A 20,290-nucleotide genomic window follows, 5' to 3' on the forward strand; every position below is an offset into this window, starting at 1 on the left:
ACTCACTACTCCTTTAAGACTGCTTCAATGTAGATACTTGGGTTACTAAGTGTTTCTGCAGCCTGTGAGATATATGGTAGTACAAATTCTGATCCAGCCCCATAAAGGACAGAAATGATTACGAGGATAACCGGTGCAACTAATAGCTTACGCACTGGAACAGCTTCTTCGTCCTTATAGGCCTGTGGAGTACCCCAAAACCCATTAATAAATATTTTCATGATGGAAAACAATACGAGAAGGCTCGACATTAAAACAATACCTGCTCCCCAATAATGCTCTTCCTTGAATCCTTCTTGAACAATTAAAAGCTTGCCGATAAATCCACTTAACGGAGGAATTCCTGCTAGTGCTAATGCAGCGATAAAAAATGTCCAGCCAAGGCCAGGATAACGTTTGATCAATCCGCTAATTTTCCTAAGGTCGCTTGTTCCAGTAATGGCAATAATAATCCCAATTAGCAGGAAGAGTGCTGCCTTTATGATCATGTCATGGATGAGGTAGCTCACGGAACCAGTTAATGATTCAGGGGTCATAACAGCGACACCGAATAAAATGACTCCAACTGCCACAATAATATTATAGATGACAATTTTTTTAATATTGGAATAAGCAATCGCACCAATGACACCAACAATAACGGTTATAATGGCTAGAATGCCTAGAAGTTGATGTGTAAAGTCCTTATCATTTAAGAAAAATAAAGTGTATGTTCGCATAATGGAATACACACCCACTTTTGTCAGCAACGCTCCAAACAATGCCAAGATTGGAGCAGGTGGGGCATAATAGGAGCCCGGCATCCAAAAATATAATGGGAAAATAGCGCCCTTTAATCCGAATACAATTAAAAATAACACTGCAATAACCGTAACGATGCCTGATTCGCCAATCTCACTTAACCGAACGGAAATATGAGCCATATTCAGAGTTCCTACAACTGAATATAAATAGGCAACTGTAATAACAAAAAGAGCAGAAGAAATAACATTTACTAAAATGTATTTTAGCGATTCCCTTAATTGAATTTTTGATCCTCCATGAACAAGTAAAACATAGGAGGACATTAGTAAAACCTCAAAAAAGACAAACAGGTTGAAAATATCACCAGTCGTAAAAGCACCAATAACCCCGACAGCCAAGAAGTTCATTGCTGAATAATAGTAAAATCTCTCTTGCTCTTTTGAAATGGTTTTAAATGAATAAATGACACAAGTAAAAAGAATGATGCTTGTCGTTAAAACAAGTAATGCAGAAAGCATGTCCGAAACTAAGGTAATCCCGAAAGGAGCTTGCCAGTTGGATACATCAAGTGTTTGGATTCCATCGACTCTTACTTTTTGAACGAGCAATGCAGAAACAATGATCGTAATGAAGCTTGAGATACCAGCAATCCAACGTGAAAGCGAAACATTTTTGGCAAAGAAGATTAAAAGGATTCCTGTCAGAAAAGGAATAAGTATCGGCAGTATCAAAAAGTTAATCATTTCCTTCAGTCCCTCTCAATCTTTCCATATTGTCTGTTCCTAATTCTTGATAAGAGCGATAGGCAAGCACTAAGAAAAAGGCAGTGACCCCAAAGCTAATAACGATGGCTGTCAGGATTAAAGCTTGCGGAATGGGGTCTGTATAGGCGCTTGCTTTCTCATCAAGTAATGGAACCGTTCCTCTTTTCAAACCACCCATTGTGAGTATGAGAAGATGGGCACCATGGCTAAGTAATCCTGTTCCAACAATGATACGCAATAAACTTTTTGAAAGCATTAAATAGGTGGCAGACATAAACAAAATGCCAATGACAAATGCCATAACTATTTCCACTATTCATCTCCCCCTATCGTTTGAATAATGGTCATCGTAACACCGACAACAACTAAAAATACTCCAAGGTCAAATATTGTAGCTGTATGAAGCGACGTTTTCCCAAGTATCGGTAAATACACATCTCCGAAAGCATGAGTAAGGAAAGGCACATTAAAGAATAAAGCGCCTGCTGCTGTTCCTACGGCAAAAAGGAGTCCAGTGGCTGTCATATATATATAATTAATCGGCAAAATCTCTGCTACCGTTTTCATGTCAAAAGCTAATAATAGCAAAACAATTGCTCCTGACGTTAATAATCCGCCGACGAATCCTCCACCAGGTGTATAATGCCCTTTGAAAAAAATGAATATAGAGAAAAGAATAATGATGAACACAACAACTTTAGTCGTTGTTTGCAGGATAATATCATTTGTTTTCATTTTTCCTTCCTCCTTTCATTTTTAATTTAATCATCGTGAAAATTCCAAGTGCAGCAATTGATAATACAGTTATTTCAAACAATGTATCAAATCCACGGAAATCAACAAGGATGACGTTAACCATATTCTTACCAGCTGCTTTTTCATAAGTGTTTTCCACATAATACTGAGCAATCGAATCAAACATTTTATTACTGTGCGCAGATAAGGCAATGACAGTCACGATTGCCCCGACACCTATAGAAATTAATAAATTAGTCAATTTGAACCGAATTCGTTCTTCGTTCTTACTGTTTTTAGGCAAGTGATAGAAGCATAACAGGAACAAAGCGACAGATATCGTCTCAATGACTAGCTGTGTTAATGCTAAATCTGGTGCCCGGAACAAGACGAAGAATAGAGATACCGTGTACCCTACAGAGCCTAAAAGGATGATAGAAGTTAATCGAGACTTCGCAAACAAGATGCTAATGGATGCTACGACAATAGCAAGTGCTAGGAGTATCTCGTAAAAACCGATGGATGAAATATTGCTCGTATCCATTTTGAAAGCATCTTTTACAGCAATGGTAGACGCAAGTATCACAATGAAAAATGAAAAGATATATACAAGATACGTCCGAATAGATCCATTCATATAGCCGCTTGTTAATTTCTTAGAAATACTTTGTGCAAACTCTAAACTTCCATCATACAAACGGTTTAGTGTTAGTTTTTTAGGGAAAAGATCATACACTCTTCTCCACTTCGGAAGAGAAATATATAATAGAATTCCTGTAGCAATCACACCGATTGTCATGAATAATTCAGGTGTAAAGCCATGCCAGAAAGAAATGTGAACATCAGCAGCATTTCCCGGCATGATTGCATTTATTGCTGGTGCAATCATACTGTTAGAGAGAATATTAGGGAAGAGGCCGAAGATAATGACTAGTGAAGCAAGAATAATGGGCGAAATTAACATCCCAATTGGTGCTTCATGTGGCTTCTTCTCCAGCTTCTCTGGCTGGAATTTACCAGTAAATGTTTTAAACACTAAAATCATACTGTAAAGGAATGTGAAAACACTGGCAAGCCAAGCAATGACAGGGAAGAGAAGTCCCCATGTTTCGAAACTAAAGATATCTAATTCAAGAACGCGGAGCATACCAGCAAAAAACATTTCTTTACTTAAGAAGCCGTTAAACGGCGGCAAACCAGCCATCGAAAATGTTCCAATTATGGCTAAAGTAAAGGTTATTGGCATAAAATTCATTAATCCGCCAAGCTTGCGAATATCACGAGTACCAGTTTCATGATCAACAATCCCTACTACCATAAATAAACTTCCCTTAAAGGTAGCATGGTTGATTAAATGGAAGACGGCTGCTGTTATAGCTGCAGCATATACACTTTTCTCAATACCTTCAAAATGAAGGGCAGCAGCACCAATTCCAAGAAGTGACATAATCATCCCGAGCTGACTGATGGTTGAGTATGCAAGTATGGCCTTTAAATCTGTTTGTTTAACAGCATTAAAGGAACCCCAGAAAAGCGTGATAATCCCAACTCCACCTACAAGCCATAACCAAAGCCCTTCCGCAGCGAAGACGGGGCTCATTCTAGCCACTAAATAGATTCCTGCTTTAACCATTGTTGCTGAGTGCAGATAAGCACTAACAGGTGTAGGTGCTTCCATTGCATCTGGCAGCCAGATATGGAAAGGAAATTGAGCAGATTTTGTAAATGCACCTACTAAAAAGCATAGTAAGGCAGGTATAAAAAGCGTATGATCTGAAATAGATGGCACTATTTCCATGATTTCAGAAATATTGAATGAGCCAGTCATAATATAGAGGAGAATGATTCCTCCAAGCATAGATAATCCGCCGAACACGGTAATAATCATTGATTTTTGGGCGCCATATCTTGACTTTTCTTTATGATACCAATACCCGATTAATAGGAATGAAGAAAAACTAGTAAATTCCCAAAACATATACAGGACAATTAAGTTATCAGATAGAACAACTCCAAGCATTGCCCCCATGAATAGTAATAAGTATACGTAGAAGGTGTTTAGTTTCTCTTTATCCTTTGACAAGTAATAAACGGAATATAAAACTACTAATGAACCAATTCCCGTAATAAGCAGGGCGAATAATAGACTAAGTCCATCTATTTTTGCTATGAAGTCAATCCCAAGAAAAGGGATCCATGGAACTGATTTTGTTATTGGCTCCTGTATAGATAAAAATGATAGAAAATAGCTAAATAAGAGGATTGGTAATGGAAGAACGAACCAACCCGTATGAATTTGTCTAAAGGACTTGTACAAAATAGGTACAAGGATTGCAAGTAAAAATGGTGATATTATTGCCAAGTGAAGCAAAGACAAAACATGACCCCCTTCATTTTCTATAGCTCATATAAATGAATATAAATGAGCTACTTTTTATTATGTTCTTTATTGAATTAGGTATATTCACAAAGGAATAAAGCTTCAATATTGGTTTGAATTACAATTACAATTACCTACTAAAGGAGCAGCGTTAATAGAGCGCCAGTTTTTGTTTAATGGGAATATATAAGTTAATTAGTGAACGAAAGTGGATGTGTAGCTTCAATTAAGTTTCTGCAAATATGATTGCATAAGTAAAACTAAGGCTTTCGCTGAAAGAACCTAGCGAACGTCAAGTTTTTCTAAAATTGAAATAACTTGCTGTTTGGGGTATCTTAATACTCGTGGCGAGGGCTTTCAAGCCGTAATAAAAAGGATGGCGTAATCCTTACCATTTGAATATGGTAAGGTTTCGTCACCCTTTATTTTCCTGTCTGTTTATTTTCCTTCGACCTAGCCAACAACAAGAATGACAATAAAATAAGCTACCATTGTAATCAAACCAACGGGAACGCCAAAACGCGCCCACTCTTTGCTTGTAATATTCAATTTTCCGGCAGAAATAATATTAGGAATATTTCCTGGTATAAGCATTCCGCCGCTAATTAGTAGTCCAAGTAAAATAGCTTTTATTGTTGCGCTATCCATAGCAGGGCTAATTTCTGCAGCAGCGAGTGTTGCGTTATCCAATATAGCTGAAATCATATTTATCCAGTAAAGAATAAGTGGGCTAAGTTCTAATAGATATTTTTCAATAAATGGTTCAAAGCCGGCACCTAATAATGTTAACCCCATGACAAAAAGATAGATTTTAAATGCACGGATAATAATTTCTTTATAGCTTTCCTTTTCAAGAGATGACGTTAATCCATCAGCGCCTTTTTGAGGTTTAATAATGATAGCTGTAAGAATCCCAAAAATAAGTATAGCGATGATAACATCAGCACCAATTAGCCTAAATAAGTAGAAAAAGTCTGCATTCAATTTGCTTATGGCAATGGTTGAAAGCGGTTCTCCAATTGGCGTTAAAGCTGCACCAAGTCCAATTGAAAAACAGGCTAATACAACAAGGCGAACTTCTGACTTACGGTCAAGACGTATGACACTAACAATAACGACAAGGACAATAGCTGCTATGATCGCAGTGATCATGCTAGAAATTAATCCAAGGACGATAACAACAAGTGCCATAAATAAGCGAAACGGCATCATATTGCTTAATCCAAGAATCCCTTTTTCTATTGGGTTTTGGCACCATCTAAATAGTAATCCAGCTATTAAAACGGCAAGAGTAATATTAATGGGGTCTTCGAGAGCTTTAATCATTAAATCGCCAGTCATAACTTGACTGATTGTCGCTGCAGCTAATCCCATAATAAATAAGAATGCTTCTAAATTATGTTCCACTGCTTTCACAGTGAACGGCAAAAATAGAACCAGTATTAAGACGATTGTTAATCCTAGTATCATGAAAATTTTCAGCCCTTTTCCCTAGTAATATGTATATGGATTAATGAGCCATAGGTAAGGATAATACAAAAGAGAAGCTCACTTATAGTCATTTTCATTTTATATTATATCATGAATATTTAGTTTTTCTGCATAGATTTAGCTTTTATCTATTTTTGAGAAGTAATTATTAAATAGGTAGAAACATGTATAAAAGAATGAAAATTTTTTTAAAAAAAGCCTCTTATTTTGGAATAAAAGGGATGAAATTGAGGGTGAACTAATTTCTTCTCGTTATTTAAACTAGTAAAATTTGCATATGACATCTATTATTTTCTATTATTTTTTTATTAGAAAAGGTGAATTTTTATACAATTAGTTGATTATTAATGGTTGTAAATAATTTTTACTTTTCTACAAAAATGATTTTTATGTACGAGGGATATATTTAGAAAAAATGATTGAAGGAATTCCAATAAGAAATGTATTGGATCCGAAGGAGGATGAAAAGGAATGGCCTTTGAATCGAGAGAATATGTAAGAATGTAATCCTCACGTGAAAGAGGATGAGTTTGGCTCATCCTCTTGCCTTATTCCTGTAAATATATATTGATGACAGAACTTCTTCCTTTATTGTGAAAAATCATAATTAAGATTGGTACGGTGATTATAAATGAGAGGATAAAAAGCAACAATATTTCGGAGAACAGAGAGAGCTTCTTATGGATATCGTCTTTATAAGCGTCAAAGAAGGTTTTCACTTCAGGATTAGAAAAAACTTGACTAGATGTTAAAAATTCTTTTTTATCTAGATCATAATAGTAGAAGTCTGCTTTTTTAAATATAAAAATACTATCGCGCTGCTGCTCGAGTTCTATAAATGCTACCGTTATGTTAGAGCTATATTCTTCAATCATTTCTTCATTTTCTTCTGTTGCAGGATCATCTGTCTTTAAAATCTTCATAACATTTCCTTGAAAATAAATGTCATCAATAATTTTGGCTGAATTTGGATAATAATAGTTCATGGAGTTTTTTAAATGATCCTCTAACGCTTTTAAGAATTCAGACTGGATAGTAGGATCTATGGTTTTTCCTTGAAATGAAGCCGGTTTCATCATGAAGAATAATGCTAATACAATACAGAAAGTTAAAGTAGTTCGTTTTTTCATTCGCTTTCCTCTCTTTTCGATTTTATTATCTTGCCTATTGCGTACGGATTTTGTGTACTAAAAAATCAACTATACTACGTATTATTTCTGTTCATGCTTATCTCCTTTCTAAAAGAAATGGCACAATTTAATCTAGTACTAAATCTATGCTATGAAACTTAGAAATATACAGATCATAGACATTTCTTATATATAGTGTTTTTTCTGAAGTCTAGCCTTTTCTTGCTATTGTCTAAAAAGATGGAATCCGTGATAATGGAGAAGTTAGTATTAGATTTTCCTAGTAATTCCTAAAGAAAAATAGAAGGCGAATGGGGTTTAAATGAAAAATACATATTTTACGAGTTACTTTCCTCTCCTTTCCATTATTTTGTTTAGCTTATCACTCTCTATTAAGGTTGAAAAAATTCTGCTTGATTTTTTGAAGGAAAATGGGATATATGTCGGTATGCTCGAGTTTTTTTCCGAGGGCGGCATTAAGCTATCATTGCTAGTTCTTTTATTGCTTATATTTTTCATGGTATTTGCTGCATTAAAGCTGATTGCAAATACGATTAACGAGCTATCCCTTCTTTTCTTTTCAAAGGACGCTGAGGGGGAAAACTTAAAGCAAATTCGCAGTGGAGCTGCTATATATTTTATTGGAAGTGCGCTGTCTTTAATAAGCATGAATAGCTTTATAGGGATTGGAATCATTTTTGTGGCAACGACAGTTGTTTATTTTATGTATTTTGTTTACAAAGTGAGTAATTCCCTTTCGGTTATGGGTCTTATAGGAATTATCTTTTTCCAAGTGTTGATTTGGTCAACTTTAATCACGGGTGTTATTTATCTTGTTATTAAAGTGTATAACAGTATAATGGCGAGCTTACCCATATAATGTAGTAGTAAGAAGGGGAATGGTCAACGACCATTCCCTATTTTAATAGATTTAACATAATATCCTTCCAAATTAGCTGTTGCGGGGAGGATGACTCAATGGAGGCTATATTTTCTGGTTTATCCTTTCCTACCCAAACTCCTGCAGTATACTGATCGGTGAGTCCGATAAACCAGAAGTCCTTGTAATCATTGGTTGTTCCTGTTTTTCCGCCTGCATATCCAGAAGGTAATTGAGCTTTCTGGGCAGTACCAGCTAGAACAGTTTTTCTCATTAAATGATTGATTTTATCGGTCGTTTCTTTGCTCCATATTTGAACAGGCGTGTCATTCCAGCTGTAGAGAAGCTCTCCATTTTGATTCGTCACTTTTTGGATTGCTCTTGAGGGCTGATACATGCCATCATTCGCAAACACCGTATAGGCTGATGTTAACTCAAGTGGTGTCATGCCACTAGAAAATCCTCCAATCGCAGCAGCAAGTGACGGATCATTTGAAGTAACCTTGCTAAATTGAAAGTTTGCTAGATCATGGAATCCATTCTCAATCCCAATTGAATCTAAGATTCGTACTGCAGGTGTGTTATAGGAGTGAATAAATGCCTGTTCGATCGATACCATCCCATAGCTTGCTCCCCCATAGTTTTGTGGGCAATAGCCGTTCTTGCAAAAGGGATCCGCACTAATTTTTTTTCCTAATGACGCATGAGTGCGTTCAAGATAGGGAGCATACACGAGCAGCGGCTTGATGGCTGAACCTGGCTGCCTATAGGCTTGATAGGCTCTATTGAAATCATATTTGTTATACTGTTTTCCTCCAACAAGAGCAATTAGCTGATGACTAGAATGATCAATAACTGCTGTTGCTCCCTCAATATCTTTATAAGGCAATCTTTGTAAAGTTGCTGATTTTGCTACTGCTTGTATGCTTGGTTCAAGAGCGGTTTCGATGATGATTCCCGATGCCATTACTTCTTCAAATCGTTTATCAAGTTCAGCTTCAATTTTTTCTTTTTCTTGCTTTGATTTAGCAGCAAGTCGTTTTTTTTCAAAGCCCTCCTGCTGACTAATTAAATCTTTTAGCTCAGCTTCAACATAGGTTACATAATCAGGAAATAAATCAATTCTTTTATTGTTTTTTAAATGAATGGGCTCTTCTTTTATGTTTTCTGCTTCTTTTGGATCTAGGTATTGTTTCTGTGTTAATTGATCAATAAGCCTTTCTTGCCGTTCTTTTGTCTGCTTGAAGTTTTTTAACGGATCATAGAGAGTCGGGTTATTTGGAATTGCTGCCAAAAATGACAGCTCAGCTTTTGAAAGCTCACTCGTATGCTTTTGAAAATAAGTTCTTGCAGCAGCCTCAATTCCGTAGGCACCATTTTGAAAATAGATTGTATTAATATAAAGCTCAAGAATTTCCTCTTTTGAATAATGGCGTTCAATTTCATAGGCATATAGAAGCTCACTTAGCTTGCGATTATAGGTTTTTTCATTATTTAAGTATAGGTTTCTTGCAAGCTGCTGGGTTATGGTGCTGGCACCCTGTTCAATACGATTTGATTTCATATTAATTGCAAGCGCCCGTCCGATTGAGGTCAAGTCAAAACCAGAATGTTCATAAAAATGCTGATCCTCTGAAATAATGAATATTTCTTTTAAAAAGGATGGTATTTGCTCTGATTCAAGGTTCACTCTGTTATGAGGACGATGGATTTCTGAAACGATGGAGCCATCCCTTGCCTTGATATAGCTCGTTTGTGGTAAAGAAATTTCTTTTATTTGGATCTTTTCTTCTAATACAGTTTCAAAGCTTTGTACTTCATTTATTTCTGACCCCGTTTTCAAAATAAGGATCAAAAAGACGGGAAGCAAAGCAGCGATGATGAAATATCCAGCGAATGTACGCAATTGCCTCACTTTCCTTTCTTTTTGCAGAATAAAGAGAATTACTTTTAGGGAAATGTCTAACTCCGACTTATAAGAAGTATTAGTGTCGGCACATCTTGCATTTTTCTGCCTATACGTATTTTATCGTAGTTTTTTTCATTGGTTTTAGAAAATAAATAAAAATCCATTGAAAAGTTAATTTACACAGAAAAATTAAAATATTCCATGTTATAATAATATAAGGTAATTTTGTGCGTAAATCATTTTTGAAAGAAGGTGTTATGATGGGGAATGAACTTCGGTATTTGTTTATCGATTTTGAATTTACGATGCCTGAGAAGGGGAAACGGTCCAAAGGCTTTTATCCAGAGATTATTGAAGCTGGAATCGTTTCTGTGGCAAATGATCGTATATATGACCAGTTTTCCTCCTATGTTTCTCCGGTTCGTTTCCCGAAATTAACAGAGCGCTGCAAAGCATTTCTTCATATATCACAGGAGCAGGTAGATCAAGGAATTACCTTTCAAGATTTGGTCAAAAAGATGAAAGAAATGAGCGGAAATCAATCTTGCTCCATTATTACATGGGGAAATATGGATATGAGGGTTTTAAGGAATAATTGTCAACAAGCTGGACTTCCATTTCCATTTAAGGGGAGAGAAGTGGACTTTTCCATGGAGTATAAAAGATTCTTTGGAGATCAGAACCAAACTGGCTTATGGAAGGCTGTCCAGGAATACGGAAAGGAAGGTACTGGAAAACATCATCGTGCACTAGATGATGCTATGACCACTTATAATATTTTTCGGTTAGTGGAGAAGGATAAAAGATATCTAGAAAGACCAGAGCCTACGACAATTGGGGACCGAGTTGATTTTTCAAAACTTTTGAATAAATTCGCATAGAAAAGCCAAATCGTACTTCAATCGATTTGGCGAAAGCGAAGTGATTCTAAAAATAATCCTTTTCAAGCGATGTTATATTTTTTAAGCTTTGCTCTGCCCATGGTGTGCCAGCTTCTTTCAGTTCTTGCTTCATTTTTTCTAATGATGCCCGTAAAGAAGTTGTATAATCAGGTGTTTCCTCAGTAAATGGTTTTACCATCTGTTTAGGGACATTGGTTTGCTCTCTGTATGCTAACGCCCGCCGTTCATGGAAAAAGAGTACATCTGCTTCCTTTGGGTTATGCAAATCACCCTGCATCGGATGCTTGACTACTGCTAGCACTCTGACTAGATAATGCTGTGGTCGAATTTCTGTTACTTCTCCAACATACTTCCCCGTTTTATATATCGCTGTTACAATGTCTCCGACTTTCATTTCATTCATAATAAAATCTCCTTCCTAGAGTATTTTTACTCATTCCTTCATCATGTCCCCATTATGAACTAGAATCGAAGAAAAACAAAGTGCAAAAAAAATTGAAATCATGTAATCTAAAGAAAGATCATTGGAAAATCTGGGTAAGAATTGGAGGATTGAATGGAATGAAATTAAAATTATTTCTTCCTGTAATGGCTATTATGTTATTACTATCTGCATGCGGGACAGGGGCAGGTAAAGAGGAAGGCAGTCAAAACTCTGCTAATAAAAAATCAGAATATCCTCAATTAGTATTGGATGTTCAAGAGAATGAAAGACTAGTTGAAATGGAAACTTCAATGGGGACGATAAAGATCAAATTATTCCCTGAGTATGCGCCAAAGGCTGTTGAAAATTTTATTACACATAGTGAGAAAGGCTACTACGACGGATTGATTTTTCACCGAGTTATGCAGGACTTTATGATTCAAGGTGGAGACCCTGAAGGAACGGGCATGGGTGGAGAAAGTATTTATGGAAGTCCTTTTGAAGATGAGTTTTCTGATAAGCTTTTTAATCTTCGTGGTGCTTTGTCTATGGCAAATAGCGGTCCAAATACGAATGGCAGTCAATTTTTTATCGTACAAAATAGTGCGGTCGACGAAAGTTTAAAGCAAAAAATGGAAAAGGCGGGCTATCCTGAGGAAATTATGAAAGCGTATGAAAACGGTGGTACGCCATGGTTAGATTCAAAGCATACTGTTTTTGGACAAGTCATTGATGGTATGGATATTGTGGATAAAATTGCAAATACGGAAACTGGGGCAAATGATAAACCTGTTGAGGATGTCGTGATTAAAAAGATTAAAGTAGTAAAGTAAATGAGAAAAGAGAAGCATCGCAGCCTCACTTGCGGAGCAATATCATTCTCTAACTCGATTTTTTTGAAACGATATTTCTTTGGAAAGAAATCCAATTGCAAAAAGATTGGATCGTTCCTTCAATGTTGATATAATAACATATTGAACCAATCACAGCTTTTTAGCAGAAAGGATAGATAATATGTTGGAATCGTATATCATGTCGTTATTTTTATATTTTCCTCAAGATAAAACAGAATATATCCCTGCTGCGATAAGCTTTACGATCTTTTTTATCTTATGCGTGCTAACCTTCCGATTTATTATACGTGTATCTAATCGTCAAGCGGCAAAGGCAAAAGAGCTAGAAGATCAAATTATGAATGAAATTAATAGCAGCGAAAAGAACAGCTAATCCAAGGGCTGTTCTTTTTTTGTTTACTAGAGATTCATATTGGGAATACTATTGGACAAATTGTCTGATGGAGGATTTTACTAATGAAAAAGGCATGGATTCTACTTCCTTTTCTTATTCTTACAGGATGTGCAGAAGAAAATATTAGAAGATTAGATGTTGAAATGTACAATGCTGACGGGGATTCTTTAGGAACGATCAAATTAGAGGAACAAGCAAAGGGAGTAAAGTTGAATGTTGATTTAAAAGGTTTGCCTGCAGGTGAACATGCGATTCATATTCATGATAATGGTAAATGTGAACCTCCTGATTTCAAATCGGCGGGTGATCATTTTAATCCAGAAGTTAAAGAGCATGGGCTGCTTCACCCGAAAGGTGCACATGGAGGAGATCTTCCAAACCTTATTGTAGGCGATGACGGGAAAGTGAAGGAAGAGCTAATGGCTCTTGAGGTTACATTAAAAGAAGGAAAAAAATCCTTATTTACAAAAGAGGGTACATCGATCGTTATTCATGAAGGGAAGGATGATGGAATGTCGCAACCTGCTGGAGATTCTGGTGATCGGATTGCTTGTGGATCCATATCTAAGGATAAAAAAGAGGAGTAACTACATAATAAAGGGCTACTTCATGAGTCGATTTTTTCGACTATGGGGTAGCCCTTCTACTGTTAGTTATCAAATGCCCTTCTTAATCTTTCCAATCCATCTAGTAATATTTTTCTTGGGCAGGCAATATTCATTCGGACAAATCCTTCGCCGCCTGTCCCATACTTTGTTCCCGGTTCGAGTGCAAGTTTGCCTTTGTTTAATAATTGATCTCTTATTTGATTATCATTTAAACCAAGACTACGGCAATTAAGCCAAATTAAATAAGTTCCTTCTGGTTCCATCATTTTAATCGATGGTAAATGCTCTTCGATAAATTTTCTTGTTATGTGAATATTTTCATGTAAATATTCCAGCAGCTCTTCCAGCCATTGTTCTCCAGAACGATAGGCAGCTTCCATCCCAATAAAGCCAAAGGTCGATAAGGAATGAAAGCCTTGCCTTGCTTGAACCATTTCAAATGCTTTTCTGCGTTGTTTGTTTGGAATGATAACGGCTGAAGCTTGTAATCCAGCAAGGTTAAACGTTTTTGTTGGGGCAATGCAAGTAATAACAAGGTCCTTCCATTTTTCATCTAGAGAGGCGATTGGAATATGAGTGTTTGGGCTGAAAATAAGGTCAGAGTGAATCTCATCGGAAAGAATTAAACAGTCATATTGATAACAGAGCTCACCAATCTTTTGTAATTCCTCTTTCTTCCAAACTCTTCCGCTAGGATTATGTGGGTTGCATAAGAGAAATAACTTCACACCCATTTTTAATTTCTCTTCAAAGTCAATGAAATCAATGACATAGTTGTTATTCGTTAATGTTAATGGTGAGTTTACAACTACCCTATTATTTTTCTTAATCATGTCAAAAAATGGAGCATATACAGGTGCTTGAAGTAATACTTTATCTCCCGGGGCTGTGTATGCCTCGATTGCTGCTGCGATGGAAGGAACAACTCCGTGGTGATAAAGTATCCAGTCACTTTCAATTTGCCAGCCATGCTTTTTCGCTAGCCATTGCTTGATTGATTCTGGAGTAGAAGTTGGGGCATAGGTGTAACCGAAAATTCCATGCTGAACTCTTTCCTGAATGGCCTCCTTTACTTCAGTTGGAGGTTGAAAGTCCATATCTGCAACCCACATAGGCAGTACTTCATCCGTTCCAAATACCTCCTTTGTTGATCCCCATTTTACGGAGGAGGTGTTTTCCCGATTGATGATCTCATGAAAATCATATTTATTCACTTCTATCCCCACCTTTTCTTTTAATTGATCTTTACCCTATAATAAGATATAGAAGCAAAAAGTTAAAATAAAAGGTGATCATATGCAAATTCAAGAATTGAATCTTCAGCTTGTCGATCTATTAAATGAATGGGATCCTTTCGGTATTGGTGCAGGAAATTATGATACAGAAATTGCTGATATTGTTCAGGCAGTTCATGATTTAGATGATGAAAAGATTCTAGCAAGGAAAATACAGGCTATCTTTGAATTTTCCTTTGAAAAGCTGCTCCCTCTAAATGAGTGCAAAGAGATTGCCGCGAAATTATTAGCGATAAAAGATGGGGGAGCATGCACGATATAAGCGGCAGTCTAACAAGAGTCTGCCGCCTTATTTGCAAATTGCTTAATATAACGAAAAACTTCCTCGGGTTTTTCTTCTGGAACGAGATGACCAGTTTCCTTTAAGATAATTAGCTTCGAATTTTTCAAATCCTTATTTAATCGTTCCCCAACGCTGAGAGGAACGACTTTATCATGCTCTCCCCATATCAATAAACAAGGAATATCAATTTTATGTAGAATTTCTTTAGATAAATCGCCCTCACGATCCCGAATCATCTTTGTTAAAGCTGGAAATATATCATCTTCCAGAAAGGGAGATAGATAGCCATCTTCCATATCTTTATCAATTAATGAATGGTCATGAACAACTAGCTGCAAGTTTTTCTCTACCCCTGAACGCCCTAGCCAACGCTTAACAATGATGTGGAAAAAGGGAAAATAACTTGCGAAAATAAGCATAGGCTTTGATTTTTTCAAGTATGAAGAGCTGCATAACAGTACCATACTACTGACAAGATCAGGACGTAAATACGCGATATGTAAAGCAATTTGCCCTCCCATAGAATGGCCAATTAGAGTGATTTTATTTAGATGTAGTTTTTCAGCAATCTGAATCACAGTTGTTGCTAGATTATGATAAGAATAAAGAAAACGCCGTGATTTTCCGCTTTTTCCAAAAGGGGGCAGATCAATGGAAATAATATTATATTCATTTGTTAAAAAAGGAATGAGGCGCCGGAAACTAAAGCTGGATGAAAGGAATCCGTGTATTAATATAATCGTTTCTTTGGAAGAATCATTTGAGTAGCTTTCATAATAAACATCTGTACCATTCATATTTATTTTTTTGCTTAAGCTCGTATGCGTCATTTTAATCCCCCTCACTAGCTAAATATCCAATATTTTCTCCATGAGTGTGCAATCTATCCCACATTTTTTTCAACAATATTATTATTTAGTATAACCAAAAAAAAGGACAATCCAAAAGGATTGTCCACTTCAAAAAGGGGGAATACTAGAAAGCCTTATAAAACAAGCATGTCCAAGTTGAATAGCTTTTATACATAATTGATCAAAAAATTTCTTTGTTTTTAGCAAACCTTTCCGAGCTACATAAATAATAATATGGTTTAAGTGCAGAATAGAGTTATCTCCTGCCGGAAAAAAACTTTTTGAAAGTTCGACTAGACTATGGTATAATTTTTAATTGCGAATAAATGGGATAAATATAATATAAATTAGGAGTGTTTCCATGTCTGAAAAAATCGAAGTAGGCAGTGTAATTACAGGTAAGGTGACAGGAGTTCAACCATATGGTGCGTTCGTTGCACTAAATGAAAATACTCAAGGACTTGTTCATATTTCTGAGGTTACTCACGGATTCGTTAAAGATATCAATGAGCACCTTAAAGTTGGAGATGAAGTAGAGGTTAAAGTATTATCTATTGATGAAGAAGCGGGCAAGATTGGATTATCTATTCGTGCTACACAAGAAGCACCTGCTGCAACGGAAGTTAAGGCGAAAAAGCCTCGCAAACGTCAAGCTGCTCCAATTAAAGTGGAAAGTGATTCTACTCAAGGCTTTAATACATTAAAAGATAAACTTCAAGAATGGATCGACCAATCTCGAGCGTAATAATTGAAAAATAATGAAAAAACCGGGCGTTGCTCGGTTTTTCCATTATTTTGGATGAGGGGAATATCGGATATAGTTTTCTTTCCTTTCAAATAATAACCTTGTCTTTGAAAAATAACCAAGGGGGAAAAAAATGACGGAACAAACACTTTTTGAAAAAGTCGGCGGGGAACAGGCGATTGTAAGAGTGGTCGATTATTTTTATTCTGAATTAGTGTTAAAAGATCCAACCGTCAATCACTTTTTTGAGCATACAGATATGGAGAAACAACGTCACCACCAAACAAAGTTTATCAGCTTTGCATTAGGTGGACCCAATCAGTATACTGGTACATCAATGTCCAAGGCACATAAAGGCATGAATTTACAGCCAGAGCATTTTAACGCCATTGCTAAACATCTCCATGATGCACTCGCTCATTTTGGTGTTAGTGAAGAAGATATTGAACAAGCATTAACGAAAGTTAATACACTAAGAGATGATTTATTGTATCAATAAGGGATTTTTTGAAGATGAAAACTGCAAAGGCTAAAAACCTATTTCGAGGCGAAATGGTTTTTAGCTTTCTTAATTTCTTAAGCCTGTTTAAGTCAAGTATTTCTATTAATTTGATATTTTTTCAATCTGTATTGGAGGTTTTGCCTACTCATCCCGAGGGATTTTGCTGCATGTGTTATATTATGATCGTGATGGTTTAACACTTTTTGTAAATAATGTCTTTCTGCCTCTTCAATATATTGCTCCAAAGGCTTAAATTGGCTGTTAAGGTCAATGAAATGATCAATAGACGCAGGTTCATCACTCTTAATTTGCGGTTTATTACGAAATTGAATCGGCAAATGTAAATAGTTTATTCTTTCCTCGTGAACGATTAGATTCATAGCCCCTTCTATCACATGTTCAAGCTCACGGATATTTCCTGGCCAATCGTAATGTTCGAATATGTTTTGAACATCCTCAGCAATCCCATGAACATGCATCCCGAATAAATGATTATATTTTTCAATAAAATAATGCACTAAATCCCGAATATCACTTTTTCTGTCACGTAATGGCGGGATAAATAGAGACACTACACTTAGTCGATAATACAAATCTTTTCGGAGTCTGCCTTGAGAAATGGCATCGATTGGATCTTCATTAATGGTCGCAATAATTCGGACATCGACTTTTCGATCGTTTGTATCGCCTATGCGCCGAACGGTTCTTTCTTGTAGTACGCGTAAAAGCTTAGCTTGCAGGGATGGATTTAGCGAATTGATTTCATCTAGAAGCAATGTTCCGCCTTCTGCCTGTTCGAAAAGCCCTGGTCTTTCGATTGAGCCAGTAAACGCCCCTTTCTTTGTTCCAAAAATCAACCCCTCAATAAGGCTGTCTGGAAGGGCTGCGCAATTTTGTGAAATGAAGGGCTTCGAGGATCTGCTGCTTCCATTGTGGATGCTTTGGGCAAATAATTCCTTTCCTGTACCAGTATCACCGATAATCAGAACAGAAGAGCTTGTTCTGGTTGCTCTTTTGCTTGCTTCAATGAGCTCTTGAATTTGCTCGCTGCTTCCAATAATACTATCGAAGGTGTAGCGGGTATCCCCTTTTTTATTCATATTTTCCCTTATCAGCTTTTCTAATTTTGTTACATCGCGGGCAATTTCCATCGCCCCGATACAAACACGATCTTCAATAATTGGGAAAGTATTATTAATGGTCGTAATTTCTTGCCCTTTATTATTAAAATAGGTTTGCTTTGCGTTAATAGTTTTATCCCCCCTAGTGAGGGCCTTTATGAGTGTGCTATCTTCATTCTTGTGAAAGGTGAATACATCTAATAGATCTTTATCTAGGACGTCTGAGAAATTCATTCCTTCTATTTCAGCCATTTTTTTATTATAAATAAGGGTTTTCCCTTCATGGTTGACAACATGGACACCTATATCAATTTCTTTAAGTATTTGTTGAAAAAGTCTATTAAGCAATTGAATATGTTTGATATCCTTTTTATCCATTTACTTCAACTCCTTAATTATTCTTTAAATAAAGGCTGTGTTAAACTTCCCTGTTGATTTCCGCTGCAGGCACTTAGCGATCGCGGGCGGTCAGGAAGCCTCCTCGTCGAAGAGCGCTCCTGCGGGGTCTCCCTTTGACTCGCTTCTCCCGCAGGACGTTGAATAATCTTCACCGAATAAACACCGCACGAAGGAAATGCGTATGCATTTTCGAGGATCTCGCGCCTTCCGCTCCAATCAACAACAAAATAGCATTATCAACAATGATCTTTAACATAACCTAAATTAAAGTGTAAACTTAGTGTGGGTTGAGTGCAATTAATTTTTGCATGGTCATATAAAAAGACGCAAAGAATATTTGCTCTTTAAGGTAAAAGTGTTGATGAATGGCCCCTTTCATAATTGGCATAATTCTTGCAGAAATAAATTGTGATAATGAAAAAATTATTTCAGGAGGATTGGTATCATGGTACAACCTTACAAACACGAACCATTTACTAATTTTAAATTAGACGAAAATCGTCAAGCCTATTTAGCTGGTTTGAAAACAGTTGAAGGCTATTTAGGACAAGATTATGATTTAGTAATCGGTGGAGAGCGCATCTCAACGGAAGATAAAATCGTCTCTTATAACCCAGCTAACAAAATAGAAGTCATTGGACGTGTATCAAAAGCTAATCGCGACCTTGCTGAAAAAGCGATGCAAGAGGCTGTAGAAGCATTCAAAACATGGAAAAAAGTAAAGCCAGAAACACGTGCCGATGTTTTATTCAAGGCAGCTGCGATTATCCGTCGCCGCAAGCATGAGTTTTCCGCCCTATTAACAAAAGAAGCAGGGAAGCCATGGAATGAGGCTGATGCAGATACAGCAGAAGCAATTGATTTCTTAGAATTCTACGCACGTCAAATGTTAAAAATTAAAGACGGTGTACCAGTAAATAGCCGTCCGAATGAATATAACCGTTATGACTATATTCCATTAGGAGTCGGAATCATCATTTCTCCTTGGAACTTCCCATTAGCGATCATGGCCGGAACAACTGTTGCGGCAATCGTGGCAGGAAACACAGTTCTATTAAAACCAGCTTCCACTACACCAGTTGTAGCAGCGAAATTCGTTGAAGTCATGGAAGAAGCAGGTCTGCCAAAAGGCGTTCTTAACTTCGTTCCAGGAAGCGGTGCGGAAGTGGGCGACTACTTAGTTGACCATAAAGATACTCGTTTCATCAGCTTTACAGGCTCACGTGATGTCGGCTTACGTATTTTCGAACGTGCTTCCAAAGTGAACGAAGGTCAAATTTGGATGAAGCGTTTGATCGCTGAAATGGGTGGAAAAGACACAATCGTTGTGGATAAGGAAGCAGATCTTGAATTAGCGGCAACTTCTATTGTTGCTTCAGCATTCGGCTTCTCTGGCCAAAAATGCTCTGCATGTTCTCGTGCCATAATCGTTGAGGATGTATATGATCAAGTGTTAAATCGTGTAGTTGAATTAACAAACGAATTAACGCAAGGTGATCCAGTAGATCAAAACAATTACATGGCAACCGTTATTGACCAAAATGCATTTGATAAAATCATGAGCTATATCGAAATTGGTAAGCAAGAAGGAAAGCTTATGACTGGCGGAGAAGGAGACGATTCCAAAGGCTACTTCATTAAACCGACTGTATTCGCTGACCTTTCACCAGATGCTCGCATCATGAAGGAAGAAATCTTCGGCCCTGTTGTCGGCTTCACAAAAGCAATAGATTTCGACCATGCGATTGAAATTGCGAACGACACAGAATACGGCTTAACAGGTGCAGTTATCACAAATAACCGTGAAAACATCCAAAAAGCACGTGAAGATTTCCATGTTGGTAACCTATACTTCAACCGCGGCTGTACTGGTGCGATT

The 20,290-nt window shown here is 36.8% G+C and carries 20 protein-coding genes; 9 read left to right on the forward strand and 11 right to left on the reverse strand.

The window, feature by feature from the left end; all coding sequences use genetic code 11:
• Window positions 1–5: 5 nt before the first annotated feature.
• The 6 genes from KHA94_RS11050 to KHA94_RS11075 all read right to left on the reverse strand — a co-directional run bounded on the left by KHA94_RS11050 (window position 6) and on the right by KHA94_RS11075 (window position 7,244).
• Window positions 6–1,487 (reverse strand): Na+/H+ antiporter subunit D, encoded by a 1,482-nt coding sequence (locus KHA94_RS11050; protein ID WP_213102143.1) that lies wholly within the window; start codon window positions 1,485–1,487, stop codon window positions 6–8.
• Window positions 1,480–1,821: a Na(+)/H(+) antiporter subunit C gene (locus KHA94_RS11055; RefSeq protein WP_213102144.1), complete on the reverse strand. Its 342-nt coding sequence runs from the start codon at window positions 1,819–1,821 to the stop codon at window positions 1,480–1,482. The genes KHA94_RS11050 and KHA94_RS11055 overlap by 8 nt, the downstream gene beginning before the upstream one ends.
• Window positions 1,821–2,243, reverse strand: coding sequence for a Na(+)/H(+) antiporter subunit B (locus KHA94_RS11060; RefSeq protein ID WP_213102145.1), 423 nt, complete (start codon window positions 2,241–2,243; stop codon window positions 1,821–1,823). Before KHA94_RS11060 ends, KHA94_RS11055 begins: the two co-directional genes overlap by 1 nt.
• Entirely contained in the window at window positions 2,230–4,620 is a 2,391-nt protein-coding gene (locus tag KHA94_RS11065; protein ID WP_213102146.1) for a Na+/H+ antiporter subunit A, read from the reverse strand. Before KHA94_RS11065 ends, KHA94_RS11060 begins: the two co-directional genes overlap by 14 nt.
• Window positions 4,621–5,076: 456 nt before the next feature.
• The gene (locus KHA94_RS11070; RefSeq protein ID WP_213102147.1) at window positions 5,077–6,093 is read right to left on the reverse strand and encodes a DUF1646 family protein; all 1,017 of its coding nucleotides are present in this window, start codon (window positions 6,091–6,093) and stop codon (window positions 5,077–5,079) included.
• A gap of 569 nt (window positions 6,094–6,662) precedes the next feature.
• Window positions 6,663–7,244 carry a hypothetical protein gene (locus tag KHA94_RS11075; protein ID WP_213102148.1) on the reverse strand — a complete coding sequence of 194 codons (582 nt, stop codon included), beginning with the start codon at window positions 7,242–7,244 and terminating at the stop codon, window positions 6,663–6,665.
• A 322-nt stretch (window positions 7,245–7,566) separates the two neighbouring features.
• Here KHA94_RS11075 and KHA94_RS11080 point away from each other — a divergent pair, with 322 nt between their 5' ends.
• Window positions 7,567–8,124: a YufK family protein gene (locus KHA94_RS11080; RefSeq protein ID WP_213102149.1), complete on the forward strand. Its 558-nt coding sequence runs from the start codon at window positions 7,567–7,569 to the stop codon at window positions 8,122–8,124.
• A 37-nt stretch (window positions 8,125–8,161) separates the two neighbouring features.
• On the opposite strand, the gene KHA94_RS11085 is transcribed toward KHA94_RS11080, so the two are convergent.
• Window positions 8,162–10,039 (reverse strand): transglycosylase domain-containing protein, encoded by a 1,878-nt coding sequence (locus KHA94_RS11085; protein ID WP_420828155.1) that lies wholly within the window; start codon window positions 10,037–10,039, stop codon window positions 8,162–8,164.
• Window positions 10,040–10,293: 254 nt separating this feature from the next.
• On the opposite strand from KHA94_RS11085, the gene kapD reads away from it, so the two are divergent.
• Complete coding sequence (kapD, locus tag KHA94_RS11090; protein WP_213102290.1) at window positions 10,294–10,914, forward strand: 3'-5' exonuclease KapD; 621 nt, start codon at window positions 10,294–10,296, stop codon at window positions 10,912–10,914.
• Between the two features lie 46 nt (window positions 10,915–10,960).
• Here kapD and kapB read toward each other — a convergent pair whose 3' ends face one another.
• Complete coding sequence (gene kapB, locus KHA94_RS11095) at window positions 10,961–11,338, reverse strand: kinase-associated lipoprotein KapB (protein ID WP_213102151.1); 378 nt, start codon at window positions 11,336–11,338, stop codon at window positions 10,961–10,963.
• Between the two features lie 158 nt (window positions 11,339–11,496).
• Between kapB and KHA94_RS11100 the strand changes: the two genes are divergently transcribed.
• The 3 genes from KHA94_RS11100 to KHA94_RS11110 all read left to right on the forward strand — a co-directional run bounded on the left by KHA94_RS11100 (window position 11,497) and on the right by KHA94_RS11110 (window position 13,194).
• Complete coding sequence (locus KHA94_RS11100) at window positions 11,497–12,192, forward strand: peptidylprolyl isomerase (RefSeq protein WP_213102152.1); 696 nt, start codon at window positions 11,497–11,499, stop codon at window positions 12,190–12,192.
• A gap of 181 nt (window positions 12,193–12,373) precedes the next feature.
• Window positions 12,374–12,586: a hypothetical protein gene (locus tag KHA94_RS11105; protein WP_213102153.1), complete on the forward strand. Its 213-nt coding sequence runs from the start codon at window positions 12,374–12,376 to the stop codon at window positions 12,584–12,586.
• A gap of 83 nt (window positions 12,587–12,669) precedes the next feature.
• Window positions 12,670–13,194, forward strand: a complete 525-nt coding sequence (locus KHA94_RS11110) for a superoxide dismutase family protein (RefSeq protein WP_213102154.1) — start codon at window positions 12,670–12,672, stop codon at window positions 13,192–13,194.
• Window positions 13,195–13,256: 62 nt separating this feature from the next.
• Here KHA94_RS11110 and KHA94_RS11115 read toward each other — a convergent pair whose 3' ends face one another.
• Window positions 13,257–14,429 (reverse strand): MalY/PatB family protein, encoded by a 1,173-nt coding sequence (locus KHA94_RS11115; protein WP_213102155.1) that lies wholly within the window; start codon window positions 14,427–14,429, stop codon window positions 13,257–13,259.
• 82 nt (window positions 14,430–14,511) lie between these two features.
• Here KHA94_RS11115 and KHA94_RS11120 point away from each other — a divergent pair, with 82 nt between their 5' ends.
• Window positions 14,512–14,772 carry a DUF1871 family protein gene (locus KHA94_RS11120; protein WP_213102156.1) on the forward strand — a complete coding sequence of 87 codons (261 nt, stop codon included), beginning with the start codon at window positions 14,512–14,514 and terminating at the stop codon, window positions 14,770–14,772.
• A gap of 8 nt (window positions 14,773–14,780) precedes the next feature.
• Here KHA94_RS11120 and KHA94_RS11125 read toward each other — a convergent pair whose 3' ends face one another.
• Complete coding sequence (locus KHA94_RS11125; RefSeq protein WP_213102157.1) at window positions 14,781–15,623, reverse strand: alpha/beta fold hydrolase; 843 nt, start codon at window positions 15,621–15,623, stop codon at window positions 14,781–14,783.
• 382 nt (window positions 15,624–16,005) lie between these two features.
• Here KHA94_RS11125 and yugI point away from each other — a divergent pair, with 382 nt between their 5' ends.
• Window positions 16,006–16,389 carry a S1 domain-containing post-transcriptional regulator GSP13 gene (gene yugI, locus KHA94_RS11130; RefSeq protein WP_213102158.1) on the forward strand — a complete coding sequence of 128 codons (384 nt, stop codon included), beginning with the start codon at window positions 16,006–16,008 and terminating at the stop codon, window positions 16,387–16,389.
• Between the two features lie 133 nt (window positions 16,390–16,522).
• Complete coding sequence (locus tag KHA94_RS11135; protein WP_213102159.1) at window positions 16,523–16,888, forward strand: group I truncated hemoglobin; 366 nt, start codon at window positions 16,523–16,525, stop codon at window positions 16,886–16,888.
• A gap of 92 nt (window positions 16,889–16,980) precedes the next feature.
• On the opposite strand, the gene KHA94_RS11140 is transcribed toward KHA94_RS11135, so the two are convergent.
• A complete protein-coding gene (locus tag KHA94_RS11140; RefSeq protein ID WP_213102160.1) occupies window positions 16,981–18,390 on the reverse strand; it encodes a sigma-54 interaction domain-containing protein in 1,410 nt (469 codons plus the stop codon).
• A gap of 466 nt (window positions 18,391–18,856) precedes the next feature.
• Here KHA94_RS11140 and pruA point away from each other — a divergent pair.
• Window positions 18,857–20,290, forward strand: a 1,434-nt coding sequence (gene pruA / locus KHA94_RS11145) for an L-glutamate gamma-semialdehyde dehydrogenase (RefSeq protein ID WP_213102161.1), incomplete at its 3' end; no start/stop codon positions are given.

The sequence above is a fragment of the Cytobacillus citreus genome (genome assembly GCF_018343665.1).
GTDB classification, from domain to species: Bacteria; Bacillota; Bacilli; order Bacillales; family Cytobacillaceae; genus Cytobacillus; species Cytobacillus citreus.